The sequence below is a fragment of the Ruegeria sp. CL6 genome, assembly GCF_056536465.1.
Map to the genome: position 1 here is coordinate 195,575 of NZ_JBQFPR010000003.1, position 16,406 is coordinate 211,980.

Here is a 16,406-nt window from a genome sequence, read left to right on the forward strand (position 1 = left end):
CTGCCCGGTAAATGGGCAAATGCCCAAGACAAGCGCAAATCCCCAACAAATAAGTTGTTTCCTTTAGGTATAAGTGCGATCATATCGCGGGGCAAATATCCCGGAAAGCGTTATAGCTGAGTCGGGGAATACGTGGGTGGGAATTCGCACTTGGTGCGTAGACCCCAATATCGAGCAAATAATATTAATACGTTGCCGCGGCAGCCTAGCTTAAGGGCCAAGCGCGCAGCGAGGCGTTTTGCGTTGTGTCTTTTGAATGCGCGCGCCGTGTAGTTGTTGTGTTGTCCTGGGGGTTATTATGAACCATGTTCGGAGTTCTATTCGGATAGAAGATTCTGAAATTTGCAAACCAAATCAAGGCTCTATTTCTGAAGTTGTCGAGTTCTACAATTTAAAAAGTTTCTACGCCGTCAAAGGCAAACGTCTGCTGGATATTTTTCTCATCCTTGTCGGCGCTCCATTCGTTTTGCCGCTTATTCTGGGCATCGCGATATTTGTTAAACTGGATGGCGGTCCTGCCATCTATCGTCAAAGACGCATTGGAATCGGCGGGAAGGAATTTGATTTTCTCAAGTTCCGTTCGATGGTGCCGAATGCGGATCTTATGTTGGAAAAGCATCTCAAAGAGTGTCCGGCGGCTGCGGCAGAATGGCACAAGCATCAAAAGCTTGAGCATGATCCGCGCGTCACAAAATTCGGTCGTTTCATTCGGATGACCTCTTTGGACGAGCTGCCGCAACTTTGGAATGTGCTTGTCGGCGACATGAGCCTTGTTGGTCCACGGCCAATGTTGCCCGAACAGCAAGTTCTTTATCCGGGCCGGGAATATGGCCTGATGAAGCCGGGCATCACCGGTCTGTGGCAGGTGTCGGACCGCAACGATGTAGAGTTTTCGCATCGCGCAGTTTTTGACAGCGACTATGCCCGGAAAATCGGGTTCTGGTTTGATCTGAAAATACTGTTCCGCACCGTAGGGGCGGTCTGCAACGCAACCGGATACTGAATGTGCGGGAAGTGTTGCCAGTAGGAAACGTGGTGACCGTTATGAAATTGGTACAGAGTGATTTGTTAGGAAAAGCGTCAGACTGGGTTGGAGATCAATTTCGGTTTCTGGGTCGTGGCGCGGTATTTGGTTTATTCCTGTTTAACGCTGGGGCCGCTCTGGCGGATTTTGATCTTGAGCCCGGTGACACGGTTCAGGTGACTTTTACTGGCTTGTCTGCCCTGTCTTTTGAATCGCTGATAGACGTGGATGGTTTTGTGAACCTGCAATGGCTGGGGCAGTTCAAAGCGCAAGGTATATCCCTGGAAGAGTTGGAGCAGCGTGTCCGACTGGACGCTGCAGGGAAGATTGTAAAGCAATACAACGGTGACGGGCAGATTTTCATCATTCAGTTGGATGGTGATGAAGTCGAGATTTCCCGAAACGGGTATAGGCCAATCATCATCGGTGGCGACGTCGCGCGTACTGGTCAGGTAGATTACCGTCCCGGCGTCACCGCGCGCGAAGCCGTTGCACTGGCAGGTGGTGTCAGAAGCCAGCTTTTGACGGATGATGTCAGCATTGATCCCATCCAGTTGATGCGGTGGCAGACGGCCTATGGTCAGGCTGCGCTGGATCATGCGGAAGCCCTGGTTCAGAAGTGGCGCACCACCTCGGAACTCTTGGATGACATGTCGCATCCACAGCCGCTTATTGATCACGTGTCAGTGTCAGAGAAAGTCCTGGAGGACTTGATTACCGAACAAGTCAAGATTCGCACCATAAACCTTGCCAACGAAACCGGTGAGCGGCACTTCTTTGAAGAAGCTCAACAACAGGCTGGGCAGCGGATTTCGATTCTGCAGAAACAGAAATTCGAGCTGGCCAAGGCACTCGCCGCCGATGAGGAAGAAGAGGCAAGGGTGATAAGCCTTGTTGACCGTGGGTTGGCTCCGGGGTCTCGTATCGCGGATACACGCCGCACGACCGTTCTGTCCGCAACGCGGCTGCTGGACGTGGAAGAAGACCTTGCAACAACCAGTCTGGTTCTGACCAGGTTGAGGCGTGATCGCGAGCAATACGAACAGGAACGGTCGCTGCGGCTTTTGCAAGAACGGCGGGTCGCGAACCTGGCCATTCGAGATGCCAGTTTGCAAATGGACACGATCGCCAAATATCTGGCCGGAGCATCCAGCGAGATCGGTGTAGACAGCCTGATCACGGACATCGACTACACGGTCGAGATTTACCGCCTTGTTGACGGGGAACTGAAGTTATTTCCGGCGGACAAGCTGACCCGGTTACTTCCCGGCGACAGCTTGGAAATTTCGGTGGAGGAAATGGCGCCCGAGGCTCCGTTAACCGAGTAAACCCAACCTGATCATTCTGTGGAACCCTGTCTGATGACAGGCAAAGTATGGGCTGTGGTGACGAGCGCGGTTTTGGGTGTGGGAAGACCCGCCGCCGAACATCTAGGGCTTGGGCGCGCTTAGTTGAAGGTAACTCAGGCGGCGCGCCTCTCGCCTGCCGCGCGATACTGTGTCCAAGATAAGAGCGCAGGCAACGCACATAAACGAAACCAGGAAACCTGTCAGGGCCGCGAATAGCGACGGAAAGCGGTCGACTTCCGCGGTTTCAAGAAACTCCAGGAACACCGAAAGAAACACCAGGCCGGAGGGTATGAAAACCAGCCCTGCCAACGAGCAGAAGAACAGCATTGGTTTTTCTTCTTTCACAAGAAACCCAATCATTTTCAGGATTCTCAGCCCGTCCCCATAGGTGGACAGTTTCGAGACCGAGTTTTCGGGCCGCGCCCGATACTTGACCTGAACCTCATCAATCGGAAGCCGCATCTGAAGGGCGTGGACAGTCAGTTCCGTTTCGATTTCAAAACCGCTGGACATACTGGGAAAGCTTTTGACAAACCGTCGGCTGAAAACCCGATACCCCGACAACATATCGTCCAGATTCCTGCCGAAAAACAGCTTGACCATAAACGTCAGCAAACGGTTTCCGAACTTGTGACCGGGGCGGTACGCGGCGTCGTCCGAGTGTTTTCGCGCGCCATTCACCATATCCAGATTGTTGTTTCGCAAAAGCGCGATCAGGTCACCGACATTGCTGGCGTCATATGTGGCGTCGCCGTCCGCCATGACGTAAACGTCGGCCTCGACATCCGCAAACATGCGCCGGACCACATTGCCCTTGCCCCGGTTGAGTTCGGAGCGGACGGTCGCGCCTGCCTTTTGCGCGACTTTGATTGTGGCATCTGACGAGTTATTGTCGAACACGTAGACGTCTGCATTCGGCAGCGCGGTCTTGAACTCGGAAACGGTGAGTTCGATTGCGGCTTCTTCGTTGTAGCAGGGCAGAATGACTGCAATCCGATACGCGTCATCAGAAGCAACATGATCCGGGATGCCTCCCTGCAGATTTGACGTCACTTCCTCTTTAAACACAGTATCCTTCCTCCAAAAAATCGAAAATTCATGGATTGACAGAATATGTTTTGGGATACCAGATAATCACATATGCCAAAAGAAAAATTGACATAAGGGTCAAAGCTCTAACCCTTGATGAGACCAATTTGCTGCGATCCTCCAGCTTTGCTTTGTGGGGCACATGCGAAACGGGATCACGTGCGGAAGCTAACATCAGTTGCGGGGGCGGAATTCGGAAAATGCCTTCCTCAGAGTTCTTGAAATTCATGATTGTCGGCGGGGTCGCTTTCCTCGTGGACGCTGGGTTGTTGTTGATTACAACCGAACTGTTGAACCTGCCGCCCGAGATAGGGCGTATCTTTTCGTTCTTAGGAGCGGTAACGACAACTTGGTACCTGAACCGGACATACACGTTCACAACGGCAAGCCGCCCCACTTTGAAAGAGTTCGCAAGCTACGTTCTGGCCATGAGTTTCGGTCTTGCGGTCAATTACGCGGTATTTGTCGTGTTGATCCGGCTTAACGAAATAGCTGGTGCCTATCCGGTTCTGGCCTTGGTGCCGTCGACCCTTGCCGGGATGATCATCAACTTTCTATTTTCGCGCCGTATCTTGGGGGCAAAAAAAGCCGCAAAATAAAAGCGCGCCTTGGCGTTCGGGGCTAACCGATCAAGCAAACCGCATTTCGTTAACCAAGATTTGGGTCGCCATACCGTTTGGCTTGCTTCATATCGACCCGCGTCGCCACCAAAGCTGATGGTCGCACGTCAGCGTTGTCCAGCTCTCGAATTGCCTGGTAGACGGCATTTCTGTGCGTTTTGTTCCACCGGGTGAACAGAATGACACGCTGAGAAAGCTGGGACAGATACGCAGATTCCACGGCTGCCAAAAGGGGCGGAGTATCCAGAAGGATGACTTCGTACACATCCGACAAGGCAATCAAGAGATTGATGAATCCCGGAGACCGCAGGAATTCTTCCACCAGAGCGACCTGCGTACCCGTATCCTGACTGCCCGCAAGCGGCAGGATATCAAGCCCGTCCTGGGGGGTTGCAACGATGTGATCCATGAAAGACGCAGGGTTCGACGTGCAGTATTTAAGCTCGTCAACTGAAAGCTGCGACAAGTCCTGGTACGCAGACGAGACGGTATCGCAATCAATGATCAAGGTCCTGAATTTGGTCTTGGCGCAGACAGACCCGATCAGCAACAGAGAAGACGTTTTACCTTCGTCCGGCAATGCGGATGCCCCGGAGAAGATCACACATCCATTGTTCGGCAAGTTCTGGTTGGGCTTACCATCCAGGCTCTTTGAAAAAAACTCGACAGCCTGCGAAAATGAAGGTTCATTCTGTTGCCGCAACGACCGCAGCCCGACATCGCTGCTGGCCAGCAGTTTCTTTCCGTAGCGCATGAATTCTGGGTCCAGCCTGCCTTCGCTGGTGAAGAAGGCTTCAAACTGCGGGACATGTTTGATTTCAGGAAGGATGGCCGACAGCTTTACCCCGGTTGCACTTTCAAATTCGTGCGTGGTTCTAAGCCGCTTCTGAAAGATTTCGCGGAGTACGGTCCAGACCAGACCAAGGAAAATAATCGCGAACATAACGGCGATGGATGTCTGCGACCGCTTTGGCTCTGACGGATCGACAGATACGCGCGCCCGCTCGATAAGATGCGCCCCGGCGTCCAGATAATCGCCTTGTTCCGCCCGGCGTCCAAGCTGGGATACAAAGTCACGATAAATCGCTTCTGTAACCAGAATTTCGTTTTCAATCCGTTTGGTGACAGAATCGTGCTGGACCTGTTCGGCCTGTTGCTCTTTGAAAACTTCAATGCTTCGCGTCAGATCGTTCAGCTGGTTCTCCAACTGCTCTACCCGCTTTTCGGCGATGTCCTGCGCCGCGCTCAGGCGCTGCAGCGCCTCTTCCGAGCCGGCCGCTTCGCTGATGTCCGGCGGCAACATCCCGATCTGGGTCGCAAACTCAATCGCGTCCTGCGACTTGCCCTGCGCCCGAAGGGTTTGGATTGTATTCGCCTGTTCCCGAATCCGGGCCAGTTCCTTTTCAGCAAGCGCCGCTCGCCTTTCGGATTTAATCCGCTGCGCCTTGATGGTCGCGTATTCATCCGGGGAATAAGGCGTTTCGATAGAGTGGGTTTCGAGGTCGGAACTCAACTTGTTCAGATCTTCGCGCAATTGCCCGATCCGGGTGGTTAGCCAACTTTGAGATTGGCCGAGATCATTGCGTTTCATCGCGGTCAGGTTCGACAGGTATTCACCCGCCAGGTTATTGGCGATGTCGGCGGCCTTTTGTGGTGACTTGGACGTAACGCGGATCTGGTAAACCGCCGAAATTTCACCCACCTGTTCGATGCGGGTGGCTTGCGACAGGTTCTCGATTGTCGTTTCGCGGAGCAGTTCTTCTTCAGAGCCCAGCTCGGTTTCAGTCTGTTCGCCTCCGCTCAAGGCGCTGACCAAACTATCCTTGATCTGGCGCGCCAACGTGATCGGAGACAGGTTGACGCCTGTGCCTTCTCCGGAAAATTCCGGGTCCGATTGTAGCTGCATCCGGTCGACAACGCTTTCGATCAGATCCGTAGAACGCAGCAGTTCCAATTCACTTTCCAATGAAGTCAGCGACAGCGGCAGGCCTGAAACATGCGGAGTGAACTGCGTTTCGGTCTGAACGCGCGTCTCCATCATGACTTTCGCACTGGACGTATATTTGGTGTCCAAGGTGTAAGTCAGAACATAAGCTATGACCGCGCCGATAAACCCAAGTGCCACGACCCAAGGCAGCGAACGTCTGATGGCCCATGCTATGTTGGACAGCGTTCTAAGCTCTGGGTCACCTGCCGCAGCTAGGCCCACCCCCGAGAGTTCCACGTCCAATCCTCTGCGATACTGATCAGTCATAACTAATAACAACGTGCGGTATGGATAGGTCCAAACATACGGCGAGTGGCCCTACATCAACAGTGAAAACAACATTTGGCGTCAACAATGGGCCTAGAAAACCACGTTTAGCGACTAAAAGATAGGATATTAGGCCCAATTGCCGGTTTGGTCCCATGTGCACCGATAAACTTGGCAATGCGGTGAGAAGGTATTCGCGAGAATCGGCAATACTGATAACCTGTGCGCGTATTTGTTATTTTGACGAGTTGGTTGTGAGATGAATCAGATTATCGACAAGCGTTTGTCGCATACAATTGTGGCAGGAATGCCGGTCGCGCTGGTCAGCGACGCTGAGCTGACCTCTGCCATGCTGGACGATGTCGAAGGGCGCAGAAGTGGCCGCAACCAGCGGGCGTTGACGGTGTTCGATGCCAACGCATACGGCATATCGCTTTATGACGAAGATGCGCAATTCGCCGAGGTCATAGATTCGGCCGACATCGTTCACGCCGACGGACAGATCGTGGTCTGGGCCTCCAAGTTAAATCGTGGGTCGCACGCAATACCAGAGCGCACGGCAACGACCGACTTCATCCATTCCGCTGCGGCCGCGGCTGCCGAGAATGACGTGGGATTTTATCTTCTGGGCAGCACCGAAGAGATCAATCGCGCCTGTGCCGAAAAGCTGACCGAACTTCATCCCGGTCTGAAAATCGCGGGACGGCGAAACGGTTACTTTGATGAATCCGAAGTCGAATCGGTCATTGATGACATCAATGCAAGCAAGGCTGACATCCTCTGGGTTGGGCTGGGCAAACCGAAGGAACAGCTTTTTTCCACCCGTATCGCGCCCCGATTGACGCATTGTGCCTGGGTTGTGACCTGCGGCGGCTGTTTTCACTATGTCGTCGGAGATTACGCGCGCGCGCCTGTGTGGATGCAGAAAATTGGGTTAGAATGGCTGCATCGCACCGCGACCGGTCCCGGGCATATTCGCAAGAGGCATTTTAACAGGTTCCCACGCGCGCTGGGCATTGTCCTGAAGAAAGATGTGTTCAAACGCACCCAGCGGTGATGAGGTGCGCAAGGGCTGGCCAAGCAGAATATCCCGTCGTTTGCCAGCGGTGTTTGTAGGTTGATTTGTTCATAGGGGATTTTGTGTGGCGAAGGTGGACTTCATAGGAATTGGTGCGCAGAAGGCAGCAACGACTTGGCTGCACCATGTTCTTTCAGAGCACGAGTCCGTAACGACGAACGAAGCCAAGGAACTGAACTTCTTCACGGCGAACTATGATCGCGGCTACACGTGGTATGAAAGCTGTTTCGCGAATTCCCCTGCTGGCAATTTATGCGGAGAGTGCTCGCCCACCTATTTCTTCAGCTCTGACGCGCCCCGCCGCGCCCGCGACTATAACAAGGACCTCAAGCTGATCTGCATCCTCCGGGATCCGATCGGGCGGGTTTTTTCCAATCACCTGCATGAAATTCGCAAGGGCCACATTGCGCCGTCAACGTCGGTTGAAGCAGGTTTGGCGCGCAACCCCGCCTATGTGCAGCAAAGTCAGTACAAGGCAAACCTGAAGAACTGGCTGACCTACTTTGATCGGGATGCGTTGCTGGTTTTGTTCTCGGAAGAAGTCGCCGCAAATCCAGACGAGTCGTATGACCAAATTTGCAAGCATCTTGGTATTTCGCCCGGATCCGGCTCGGATGCGATTTCAGAAAGGTTTCACGAAAACGTCACCTACAAGAACCAGACTCTTCAAAAGTCGTTGCGTTTCGGAGGCGATGTTATGCGATCTCTGGGCATGGAAGGTGGGGTGAAAAAACTCAAAGCCCTTCCGGGGTTGAAGCAGGTGCTGTCGATGAACAAGCAGCATCTGAAGATCATGGTCCCGCCGCCAACCTCAGAGACACGTGAGATGCTTGCGAACCAGTTCAGGCCCGACATGGAGTATGTGGCGGAACTGACCGGCCGCCAAAGCCTGCCCTGGTCCACTTGGAGCGACACGCGGCCGGCCAGTGCCGAGCAAAAGGGATAGTGATGCAGGGATCATTGGCGGCTCAAAACTCTGACAGCGTCGGCCCCAATGGCCCCAGCCGCGAGATCAGCGAGGTGCGGCAGCGATGACCTCTGGCCGTTGGGACAACGCTGCGCCGCATGTCGCCATTTGTGTCGCCACTTTTCTGCGGCCGCAGGGTTTGCAATCCCTCATTGAAAGCCTGAACGGGCAGGACATGCAGGGTCGCAATGTTCAGGTGACACTTGTGATCGCCGACAACGCCCCAGAAACGCCCGCAAGCGGCATGCTGGGTGATATTCAGCAGCTCAGCCGTTGGCCGGTTGTTTATGTCTTTGAATACGAGCGTGGAATTGTATCAGCGCGAAACAGAACGTTAAGCGAAGCCCCGATGGATGCGGACTTCATCGCCTTTCTCGACGATGACGAACAAGCGTCTGAGGGCTGGCTGATTCAGATGCTGGATACGATGGGGTTGCCAGACACCGTGGCCGTCCAAGGCCCGGTTGAACCGCGATACCGGCAAAAGCCACCGGATTGGATCGAGGCGTTGAATCTGTTTCGCATGGGTCCCTATGATCAGGGGGCTAGGCTGGTGTCTGCGGCAACAAACAATTCGATGGTTGATGCCTCTGTCATTCGTGAGCGGGGATTCAGGTTCGACCCGCGTTTCAACATTACCGGTGGTGAAGACGAGGAATTTTTTACGAGACTGCGCGCCGGTGGCGGAACAATCAGGGCGGCTGCGGGTGCGCTGGTCTGGGATGACGTGCCCGAAAACCGGACGACCTTGCGTTGGCTGGGTCGAAGGTGGTTCCGCATGGGTAATACGCTAAGCCGAATTGCGTTGATCAGGCGGCAGGGCGTTGCGCTGCGCGCCGCGAAAAGTGTTGCGGCCCTTGGGTGGGGCGGGATCATGTGTCTCTGCCTTGGCTTCGGTTCTCGGGCCAGATGGTATCGGGGTTGGCTCGAAATTCTGAGGGGGGCTGGCATGGTCGCAGGTCTGTTGCATTTCAACTTCGCTGAATACAGCAGCACGGCCGTCAAGGTCGATCGGGTAGAGGAGGGATGAGAGTGGCTCGGGCATCCTCGGACCCAGTATTCTCGGTCATTGTTCCCGCGCGCAACATGGAACGATTTCTCGAAGAAACGCTGCAGAGCGTGCGCGACCAGACCTTTGACGCATTCGAGGTCATCTGCATCGACGATGGGTCAACGGATGGGACGCGCCAGATCGCTGACAATTTTGCGAGCCAGGATAGCAGGTTTCATGCGGTGGCAGGTCCGGCCAAAGGCGTCAGTGCGGCTCGGAACATGGGGCTAGAGCTTGCCAAAGGTCGTTTCGTGCTTTTCTTGGACGCCGACGATCTGTTGCATCAGCGGGCGCTGGACGAATTCCATTCGTCACTGACGACAACCGACGCGGTCGGGGCGGTGGCAGGTGTGCAGAGGATAGACGTGAATGGGCAACCCATGCGGGGGGCGGATAACCGTCAGCTTGTTCCCGCGCAGGATCAACTGGCCGCGTTGCTGAGAAAGAACTTTGTGGTCAACGGAGGAGCGTTGGCTCTTAGGACGGACATCGCGCGGCAAAGCGGCGGGTTTGATGAAGCCCTTGTCAATGGCGAAGATTGGGAGTTCTGGTGCCGCGTCGCCCTTCTGGGTGTTTTCACCGTAGTTCCGGGACCGGCGCTGTTGAACTATCGGCAAGTTGCCAGCGGCGCGAATTTCCGCGCGCGCGGCCCGGTCTTTGCACATCGAGCGCCGTGTATCGAGAAAGTGGCAGTGAACCCGTCAATGAAGGAAAGGTTTGGGCCGCGACTCGGGTCCCTTTTGCGTGCCAGACAGATCGACGTGTTCTGGTCGGGTGTCCGCAATCAATATCAATACGGGCGCAAGTCGACCGCCCTTTTTGAAGGCGCGTGCGGGGCCGTTCTGTACCCTGACAGCCTTTTGCGCCCCCGTTTGATCTGGCGCTTTTTGCAGAGTTTGGAGCGAACAGGAAAATAAGTTAGGGTCACAGAGTTTGAGCCGAGAGGAGGATGCGGCAGATGACGTTTTCTAGACGTGCCATTTTGCTTCAGGGCACCGCGCTGGCACTTGCCGCGCCCTTCGCCAGTGCGTTGGCCTCAGTCCTGAATCCGGGTATTTCGGTTGAACCCGCGATCAGCTTTGTTGGGGGTGACATCGTCCAGGTCACCTTGGTAGACACGCTTTTTGATCACCCGCAGAGTGTCGAGGTGAAACCGGGTGATACGCGGGAATGGGCTCCTGATCCTTACGACTCGTTCGGCTCTGTCGGCCGGCTCAATGGGCAGAAGGGGTATTTCTCGGGCGACGCGAACGTGACGCAGCCCCAGTTGTTCATGGCCTGGCCGACCGAGGTGCAGGGCAGCAGACTGTCTGGCTTTCGCACCGGACCCGAACCGCACCAGAAGCGATCATTGGCGGACCAGCCCTCGAAATGGACGGTTCTTGTCGACGGCGCAGCAGCCAATGTCCTGGTGGTCTATCGCAAATCCGTTCCAATTCGCACTGTGGCTCTGGATGTGGGCCGTTGGGACAGCACCAAGCGGCACATCCTGACATTTATTCTGGACCGACCGGTGCCGGACGGCGCTACCATCTCGGTGGAAGGCCCATCCGTTTCAAAAATCGAAAGCCAAAAGTCGAAAACGGCCTTCAGCGAAGCCGTACATGTCTGCCACGCCGGATACCCGCTGACCGGACCCAAAAAGGGATATGTCGGAGAGTGGTGGGGGCATGACAAGGATGGCAACAGCGGCAATACCGATGCAATCCTTTCAAACCAAACCGGGTGGAGCGTCATAAACGAGCAAGATGGCACGGTTGTGCGCACGGGAACGCTTGAATTGGCAAAGCCAGCGACCGAGCCGCATCGGGGCGAAGACAACTTCAACGGTTGTGATATTTACGAGGCTGACTTTTCGGATCTGGATGGTGAAGGCGAATACCGTTTGCAAGTGAATGAGCTGGGAGTCTCATTCCCTTTCAAGATTTCGGCCACTCCGTATGCCGAGGCGCTTAGGCTGGTGGCACGATGGTATTTTCATCAGCGGTCAGGCTGTGAAATTGCCGAACCATACGGAGAAGGCAGAACGCGCCCTCGCAACGGCCACCCCGAAGACGGTTTATTGGTGTGGCAGACGGATGTGCTGATTGGAAATAAGACCGACGGGTACGGCGAGGCCAGTTCAGACAAGGCGCTGCGTGAACAACCACACGGGAACAGCGGTGCGCAGGGGTCAACAGCAGCTTGGTCCGAGCACCTTAATCCCAACGCCTGGGGCGGCTGGCACGACGCCGGAGACTGGGATCGCCGTATTCAGCATACGGAAGTCATCTATCACATGGCTCATATCATCGAGACGTTCGAGTATGCGCGTTCTCTGGATCTGAACATCCCCGAAAGCGGTAGGTCCTTTGCCGACGACAGCGTCAAGGCGCGTAAGAATGACACGGATCGGGGTGACGGAGAAACGGTCCTGCCTGATCTCATTCACGAGGCGCTTTGGGGTATTTCGCTTTGGCGCAGAACACAGCGCGAAGACGGCGGAGTCAGCGGCGGTGTTGAGTACTCAAAATCTGGGATTTTCGGCTCTGTTTCGTGGAACCCCGTTCAGATTACCTACTGCTACGGGCCGGAAGATTGGGCTGGATATCTGTTTGCACGCAGTGCGGCAAAGCTTGGGCTTGTGATCAAGCAGGTGTGCGGCGACAACGCGCTTGGCGATGAGCTCATACAGGAATCTCTGCGCGCATGGAATTGGGCAGAACAGGAATTTCTGTCCAAGGATCCCTACGGCGCGCTTTCCAAACCTGTGCAGGAGGCGTCAGAGACTCAGGATACGACCGCGCAACAAGAGCCCGACCCAGAGCGCGAAAGATGGGTCAGCGTCGTTTCACGGGCGCGCGTCGCTGCTGCGGCAGGTGTCTTTCGCGCCAGCGGAGACGCGGCCGCCCAGAAGGTATTTGAGGACTACAATCCCTTTGCCCCGATGTCGGACGAGCCGATTGAGTATATAAAACGGGAAGTCCTTCAGTTTTCCTATTTCGAATATCTGCAGGCCGCCAAGGAAGGCAGGCCCACCAAGCCCGATATCGTCAATGCGATCAAATGGTGGACAGTAAATCGCATCAAGAACTCGGAACGCATGGGTCGTGATTATGGGCTGCACAGTACGGCCACATACCCGTGGGGCCTTGGATGGCTTCGTTTCGGGCCGGGCTCTAACTGGAGGGCTGCGCACTACGCGCTGTACTACGCAGCCAATGGTGAGATTCCGGCTGAAATGCGGGACGCCGTGATCGAAGGCATGTGGTTCGGACTAGGCTGCAATCCTTCCAATGTGAGTTTCGTTCAGGGGTTGGGGCATAGGGATTATGCCGACCCGCTGTATCTCGACGGAAGGGGAAAACCGCCTATTCCTGGCCTAATCAGCTTTGGAGTGACAGGCGGCACATTGTATGAATGGGAGCGCCACAAGACAGAAGGGTCGATCTATCCGGCTGACCAACTGGCCTGGCCGATATACGCTCAGATATTTGAAAGCCGAACGATCGCAAAGGCGTCAGAGCATGACATCAAGGCCAACGTGATGGAATGGCTGATTGCCTGCGCAATGGTCAATTATCAAGCCCCAGAGCCGTCTCAGTAAATCTTGGGCAAGTGTGACGCTAGACCGGTTTCATTCGTGCTACTCCATCCAGCCTTGGACCCCTGCGCACGGTCCCTGCGCTGTGGTTTGTGAAACATCTGTCTTGTGCCTTTAATCACAATGGCGTCGGTTGCCCTTTCGCGCTCTGTTCGTCTTGGATATGACGGTTAAAGCGTCGGCGATGCGCGCCGGTCGTCCATGCCTGTGTTGCACAACTGGGAGCGCGTAAATGACGTTTCGCCGTGTGGTTCTTGCCGCGATAACCGTTTCTTTTCCGATGATAGCGCAGGCGCAATCCGAAGGGGCGGCGCAGTCCGGCCTTTTGATGGAGCTGAATACCGTTCAGGATGTCGAGGGTGCCTGCCGGCTTACCTTTCTGGTCGACAACAAGACCGGAGAGGCAATCGACTCGGTCAGTTTTGAAACGGTGATTTTCGATGCGTCCGGCAGTGTGGTCCGCTTGTCGCTGTTCAATTTCCGTGACCTGCCGGTTGACCGGCCCCGTGTGCGCCAGTTTGATTTGCCGGGTCTGACCTGTGATGGGCTGGGCCAAGCGTTGATCAATGGGGCAAACACCTGTGTTGTTGCCGGGACAGACAGTCAGCTTTGCGATGATGCGCTAAAGTTGAATAGCCGGACAGATGTGGAGTTGCTTGGATGAGCCCGCTGATCGCCCTACGTGATATACTGGCTCTTGGCGGGCCGGTCGTTGGAATTCTCATCGCAATGTCCGTGGTGACGCTTGCGGTTACCCTTTACAAACTATGGCAGTTTGCGGCTTCGGGTGTCGGTCGCCACCGTGTTCTGTCTGAGGCGCTGGCTGCATGGGACAACGGCGACACGCAGGGTGCTCGGGCGCGATTGGCCGAAAGCCGCAGCTACCTTGCCCCCTTGGTCGGGGCCGCTATGGACGCACCTGCCACGCCCGGTCTTGATCAACGACTGGATGCAGAGGCGGGGCTTGCCCTTGCCGGGCTTGAGCGCGGGTTCCGACTGCTGGACACGGTGGCGCAGCTTGCGCCCCTGCTGGGGCTTTTCGGAACGGTGCTTGGGATGATCGAAGCCTTCCAGAGCCTTCAGTCTGCGGGGTCATCGGTTGATCCATCCTTGCTGGCCGGGGGCATCTGGGTCGCGCTGGTGACAACGGCGGTCGGACTTGCGGTTGCGATGCCCACGTCGATGGTTCTTTCATGGTTTGAAAGCCGCACGGCCCGGGAACGGGTTTTCGCGGACAAGGCGTTGCGCACGGTGCTGGTGCCGGGTCAGGGTATGTCCAACCCGGCCGAGACCAAAGCCGCGCTAGCCGCGGCTGAACATGCGTAACCGGGCACCCTTTGTCCGCAGGCCATTGTCGATGACTCCGCTCATCGACGTGATCTTTCTGCTGCTGTTGTTTTTCATGCTATCCTCGACATTCTCCAAATATGGCGAGATCGAGCTGAGCAATGCGACAGGCGGCGGAGCCGCTTCCGAGGCACAGGCCGAACGGCATTTCGTGCAGCTCGGTGCCGAACGGCTGGACTTGAACGGCGCGCCGATAACATTGAATGAGCTGGGCGATCAGGTGGAAACAGGCCAAGTCCTTGTCAGCCTTGACCCTGACACAACGGCGCAGCGATTGGTTGACCTGCTGGTCCGGCTGCGCGGACGCGATGGGCTTAGTGTTCTGGTGCTGGAATGATCCGTTTCAAACGCCCTCGCCGCAAGCGCGACTCTACCATTGCCATGATCAACGTCATATTTCTGATGCTGATCTTCTTTCTGATCGCGGGAACCGTGGCGTCGCCGCTTGATCCCGACCTGAATCTCGTGGACACATCGGACCTTCAGGGGCGAGAGCCGCCGGACGCCCTTGTTCTTCACAGGGACGGTCGGATCACCTTTCGCGGCAAGGACATCGACCTTCAAAGCTATATGGACGGTCGCGAACCCGGCGCGGTGCGCATTGTGCCCGACCGGGCGGCCTCTGGTCCGCGTCTGGTCGAGGTGACGGGGGATTTGCGCAGGCTGGGTGCAACGTCCGTGTATGTCGTTACTGAAAAGGCGCTGGAATGATCCGGCGATCGGTCGTCATAGCGGCTGTTGCCATACTTGTGTCTCTGCTTCTGCACGTGACGGGTTTGACATTGACCGCGCCAAGACTGGCCGAGCAACCGGCAGGTGAAAGTCCGGACGACAAGGTCGAGCTGGGGAATTCGTTCAAGGAGCTGGCCCAAGACAGCATTGAGCCGGTTGAACCAGAACCGAATGAAGCCCCCGAGCCGGTGGCCGAAGAACCCCCGGACCCGCCGGAAGTCCCCGTCAGCGAAGCGCTCGTGGCGTCGGAGGACCCGCAAGTTACACCCTCGCCTGATCTGGGCTCTGCAGAGGTGGTGAACCCCGTGGCGACCGAACCGGTCGAGCCTGACGTTGCCGAAACCGAGAGCACGTCCGATGGTGACAAGACCGCCAGCGAGGACATCGACGAAACACCGCCGGTTGCGCCGCAGGAGGTGGTTGAAACGCCACAAGGTGAGCCTGACTCCGCAGCCGGTCCGGATGAAACCCAGCCGGTCGAACCCTCGCAGCAACTCGCGGCTTTACCAGCGCCAGAAGTGGCTCCTGTTCCGGCTGTTCCGCTAGAAGCCGAGACCGAAGAACCGGACGTGCCAGTTGCATCAAGCCCGGAAACGGCAGACGAAGCCTCGGAGCTGGCCGTGACATCTTCGATACGACCACAGCGCCCCGAACGCAGCGCTGCCACACAAAGGCAAGGGGTTCCGAACGCGGCGCGGGACTTCAGCAACCTTCGGTTCCCGTCGCAAGAGATCGAGTCACCTTTGACGACCTATCAGCGGAGGGGGATTGACGCTTTCACTTCGGGAAATACCGGAACACGTTCAGGTGGCCGCGGCCCTGGAAACTCGAACACCACCAACTATGCGGGGCGGGTTCTGGTGCATCTCAACAGGGCACCGGTCGTGTTCGTGTCAGCTCGTGGATTTGCGCAGGTCTTTTTCGAGATTAATCCAGATGGCACCTTGGCCTGGGTCGACGTGGTGGACAGTTCAGGATCGCCCGAGGTTGACCGGGCGGCCAAGGCTCAGGTGCGCGCGGCGTCTCCATTTCCACCTCCGCCAGGTGGTGCGAGCCGCAAGTTGTCGTTTTTCTATACGAGTAACTGACTATGCTCTGACTCTTGCGTCGTAACGCGTCTTACCCGCTGCGACAGTCGAACCGTCGCTCTGGCTGCACGACGCTACGAATCTTGTTTTTAACGATGTTCTTCGCCTTATACGCTTGTGATCACAAACTCCGATTTGGCGTAACACTGGTAGTCCCAAAGTGATTTAAAGAGGGGGTATCATATTTTTTTAGTCAACTTTTTGTAACAATCGCGTGGATGCAG

15 protein-coding genes are annotated in these 16,406 nt (G+C 55.9%); 13 read left to right on the plus strand and 2 right to left on the minus strand.

Going from position 1 to position 16,406, the window contains the following annotated elements:
• Nucleotides 1-298 precede the first annotated feature (298 nt).
• Nucleotides 299-1,003: a sugar transferase gene (locus tag ACR0LH_RS10520; RefSeq protein ID WP_170696925.1), complete on the plus strand. Its 705-nt coding sequence runs from the start codon at nucleotides 299-301 to the stop codon at nucleotides 1,001-1,003.
• A 41-nt stretch (nucleotides 1,004-1,044) separates the two neighbouring features.
• Nucleotides 1,045-2,352, plus strand: a complete 1,308-nt coding sequence (locus ACR0LH_RS10525) for a polysaccharide biosynthesis/export family protein (protein WP_480720891.1) — start codon at nucleotides 1,045-1,047, stop codon at nucleotides 2,350-2,352.
• Between the two features lie 102 nt (nucleotides 2,353-2,454).
• Here ACR0LH_RS10525 and ACR0LH_RS10530 read toward each other — a convergent pair whose 3' ends face one another.
• Nucleotides 2,455-3,441 (minus strand): glycosyltransferase family 2 protein, encoded by a 987-nt coding sequence (locus tag ACR0LH_RS10530; protein WP_480720892.1) that lies wholly within the window; start codon nucleotides 3,439-3,441, stop codon nucleotides 2,455-2,457.
• A gap of 221 nt (nucleotides 3,442-3,662) precedes the next feature.
• Here ACR0LH_RS10530 and ACR0LH_RS10535 point away from each other — a divergent pair, with 221 nt between their 5' ends.
• A complete protein-coding gene (locus tag ACR0LH_RS10535) occupies nucleotides 3,663-4,061 on the plus strand; it encodes a GtrA family protein (protein WP_480720893.1) in 399 nt (132 codons plus the stop codon).
• A gap of 49 nt (nucleotides 4,062-4,110) precedes the next feature.
• On the opposite strand, the gene ACR0LH_RS10540 is transcribed toward ACR0LH_RS10535, so the two are convergent.
• A complete protein-coding gene (locus tag ACR0LH_RS10540) occupies nucleotides 4,111-6,336 on the minus strand; it encodes a GumC family protein (RefSeq protein ID WP_480720894.1) in 2,226 nt (741 codons plus the stop codon).
• A 259-nt stretch (nucleotides 6,337-6,595) separates the two neighbouring features.
• Between ACR0LH_RS10540 and ACR0LH_RS10545 the strand changes: the two genes are divergently transcribed.
• From ACR0LH_RS10545 to ACR0LH_RS10590, 10 genes are all read left to right on the plus strand, one after another.
• Nucleotides 6,596-7,393, plus strand: coding sequence for a WecB/TagA/CpsF family glycosyltransferase (locus ACR0LH_RS10545; RefSeq protein ID WP_170696917.1), 798 nt, complete (start codon nucleotides 6,596-6,598; stop codon nucleotides 7,391-7,393).
• 85 nt (nucleotides 7,394-7,478) lie between these two features.
• Nucleotides 7,479-8,360 (plus strand): sulfotransferase family protein, encoded by an 882-nt coding sequence (locus tag ACR0LH_RS10550; RefSeq protein ID WP_480720896.1) that lies wholly within the window; start codon nucleotides 7,479-7,481, stop codon nucleotides 8,358-8,360.
• Nucleotides 8,361-8,445: 85 nt separating this feature from the next.
• Nucleotides 8,446-9,411, plus strand: a complete 966-nt coding sequence (locus ACR0LH_RS10555; RefSeq protein WP_480720898.1) for a glycosyltransferase family 2 protein — start codon at nucleotides 8,446-8,448, stop codon at nucleotides 9,409-9,411.
• A gap of 2 nt (nucleotides 9,412-9,413) precedes the next feature.
• Entirely contained in the window at nucleotides 9,414-10,349 is a 936-nt protein-coding gene (locus tag ACR0LH_RS10560; RefSeq protein ID WP_480720899.1) for a glycosyltransferase family 2 protein, read from the plus strand.
• Between the two features lie 41 nt (nucleotides 10,350-10,390).
• On the plus strand, nucleotides 10,391-13,018 hold the full coding sequence (locus ACR0LH_RS10565; protein ID WP_480720900.1) for a glycoside hydrolase family 9 protein: 2,628 nt from the start codon (nucleotides 10,391-10,393) through the stop codon (nucleotides 13,016-13,018).
• Nucleotides 13,019-13,247: 229 nt separating this feature from the next.
• Nucleotides 13,248-13,679, plus strand: coding sequence for a hypothetical protein (locus ACR0LH_RS10570; RefSeq protein WP_480720901.1), 432 nt, complete (start codon nucleotides 13,248-13,250; stop codon nucleotides 13,677-13,679).
• A complete protein-coding gene (locus ACR0LH_RS10575; protein ID WP_170387905.1) occupies nucleotides 13,676-14,341 on the plus strand; it encodes a MotA/TolQ/ExbB proton channel family protein in 666 nt (221 codons plus the stop codon). Before ACR0LH_RS10570 ends, ACR0LH_RS10575 begins: the two co-directional genes overlap by 4 nt.
• Nucleotides 14,342-14,372: 31 nt before the next feature.
• Complete coding sequence (locus ACR0LH_RS10580; RefSeq protein WP_170551041.1) at nucleotides 14,373-14,699, plus strand: biopolymer transporter ExbD; 327 nt, start codon at nucleotides 14,373-14,375, stop codon at nucleotides 14,697-14,699.
• Nucleotides 14,696-15,073: an ExbD/TolR family protein gene (locus ACR0LH_RS10585; RefSeq protein WP_170387901.1), complete on the plus strand. Its 378-nt coding sequence runs from the start codon at nucleotides 14,696-14,698 to the stop codon at nucleotides 15,071-15,073. Before ACR0LH_RS10580 ends, ACR0LH_RS10585 begins: the two co-directional genes overlap by 4 nt.
• Nucleotides 15,070-16,182, plus strand: a complete 1,113-nt coding sequence (locus tag ACR0LH_RS10590) for an energy transducer TonB family protein (RefSeq protein ID WP_480720904.1) — start codon at nucleotides 15,070-15,072, stop codon at nucleotides 16,180-16,182. The genes ACR0LH_RS10585 and ACR0LH_RS10590 overlap by 4 nt, the downstream gene beginning before the upstream one ends.
• Nucleotides 16,183-16,406 lie beyond the last annotated feature (224 nt).

Bases quoted from the DNA above. Each gene is read 5' to 3' on its own strand.
- ACR0LH_RS10585 (WP_170387901.1), top strand. From the start codon at position 14,696: ATGATCCGTTTCAAACGCCCTCGCCGCAAGCGCGACTCTACCATTGCC.
- ACR0LH_RS10540 (WP_480720894.1), bottom strand. From the start codon at position 6,336: ATGACTGATCAGTATCGCAGAGGATTGGACGTGGAACTCTCGGGGGTG.
- ACR0LH_RS10545 (WP_170696917.1), top strand. From the start codon at position 6,596: ATGAATCAGATTATCGACAAGCGTTTGTCGCATACAATTGTGGCAGGA.
- ACR0LH_RS10555 (WP_480720898.1), top strand. From the start codon at position 8,446: ATGACCTCTGGCCGTTGGGACAACGCTGCGCCGCATGTCGCCATTTGT.
- ACR0LH_RS10525 (WP_480720891.1), top strand. From the start codon at position 1,045: ATGAAATTGGTACAGAGTGATTTGTTAGGAAAAGCGTCAGACTGGGTT.
- ACR0LH_RS10535 (WP_480720893.1), top strand. From the start codon at position 3,663: ATGCCTTCCTCAGAGTTCTTGAAATTCATGATTGTCGGCGGGGTCGCT.
- ACR0LH_RS10590 (WP_480720904.1), top strand. From the start codon at position 15,070: ATGATCCGGCGATCGGTCGTCATAGCGGCTGTTGCCATACTTGTGTCT.
- ACR0LH_RS10575 (WP_170387905.1), top strand. From the start codon at position 13,676: ATGAGCCCGCTGATCGCCCTACGTGATATACTGGCTCTTGGCGGGCCG.
- ACR0LH_RS10520 (WP_170696925.1), top strand. From the start codon at position 299: ATGAACCATGTTCGGAGTTCTATTCGGATAGAAGATTCTGAAATTTGC.
- ACR0LH_RS10565 (WP_480720900.1), top strand. From the start codon at position 10,391: ATGACGTTTTCTAGACGTGCCATTTTGCTTCAGGGCACCGCGCTGGCA.
- ACR0LH_RS10580 (WP_170551041.1), top strand. From the start codon at position 14,373: ATGACTCCGCTCATCGACGTGATCTTTCTGCTGCTGTTGTTTTTCATG.
- ACR0LH_RS10570 (WP_480720901.1), top strand. From the start codon at position 13,248: ATGACGTTTCGCCGTGTGGTTCTTGCCGCGATAACCGTTTCTTTTCCG.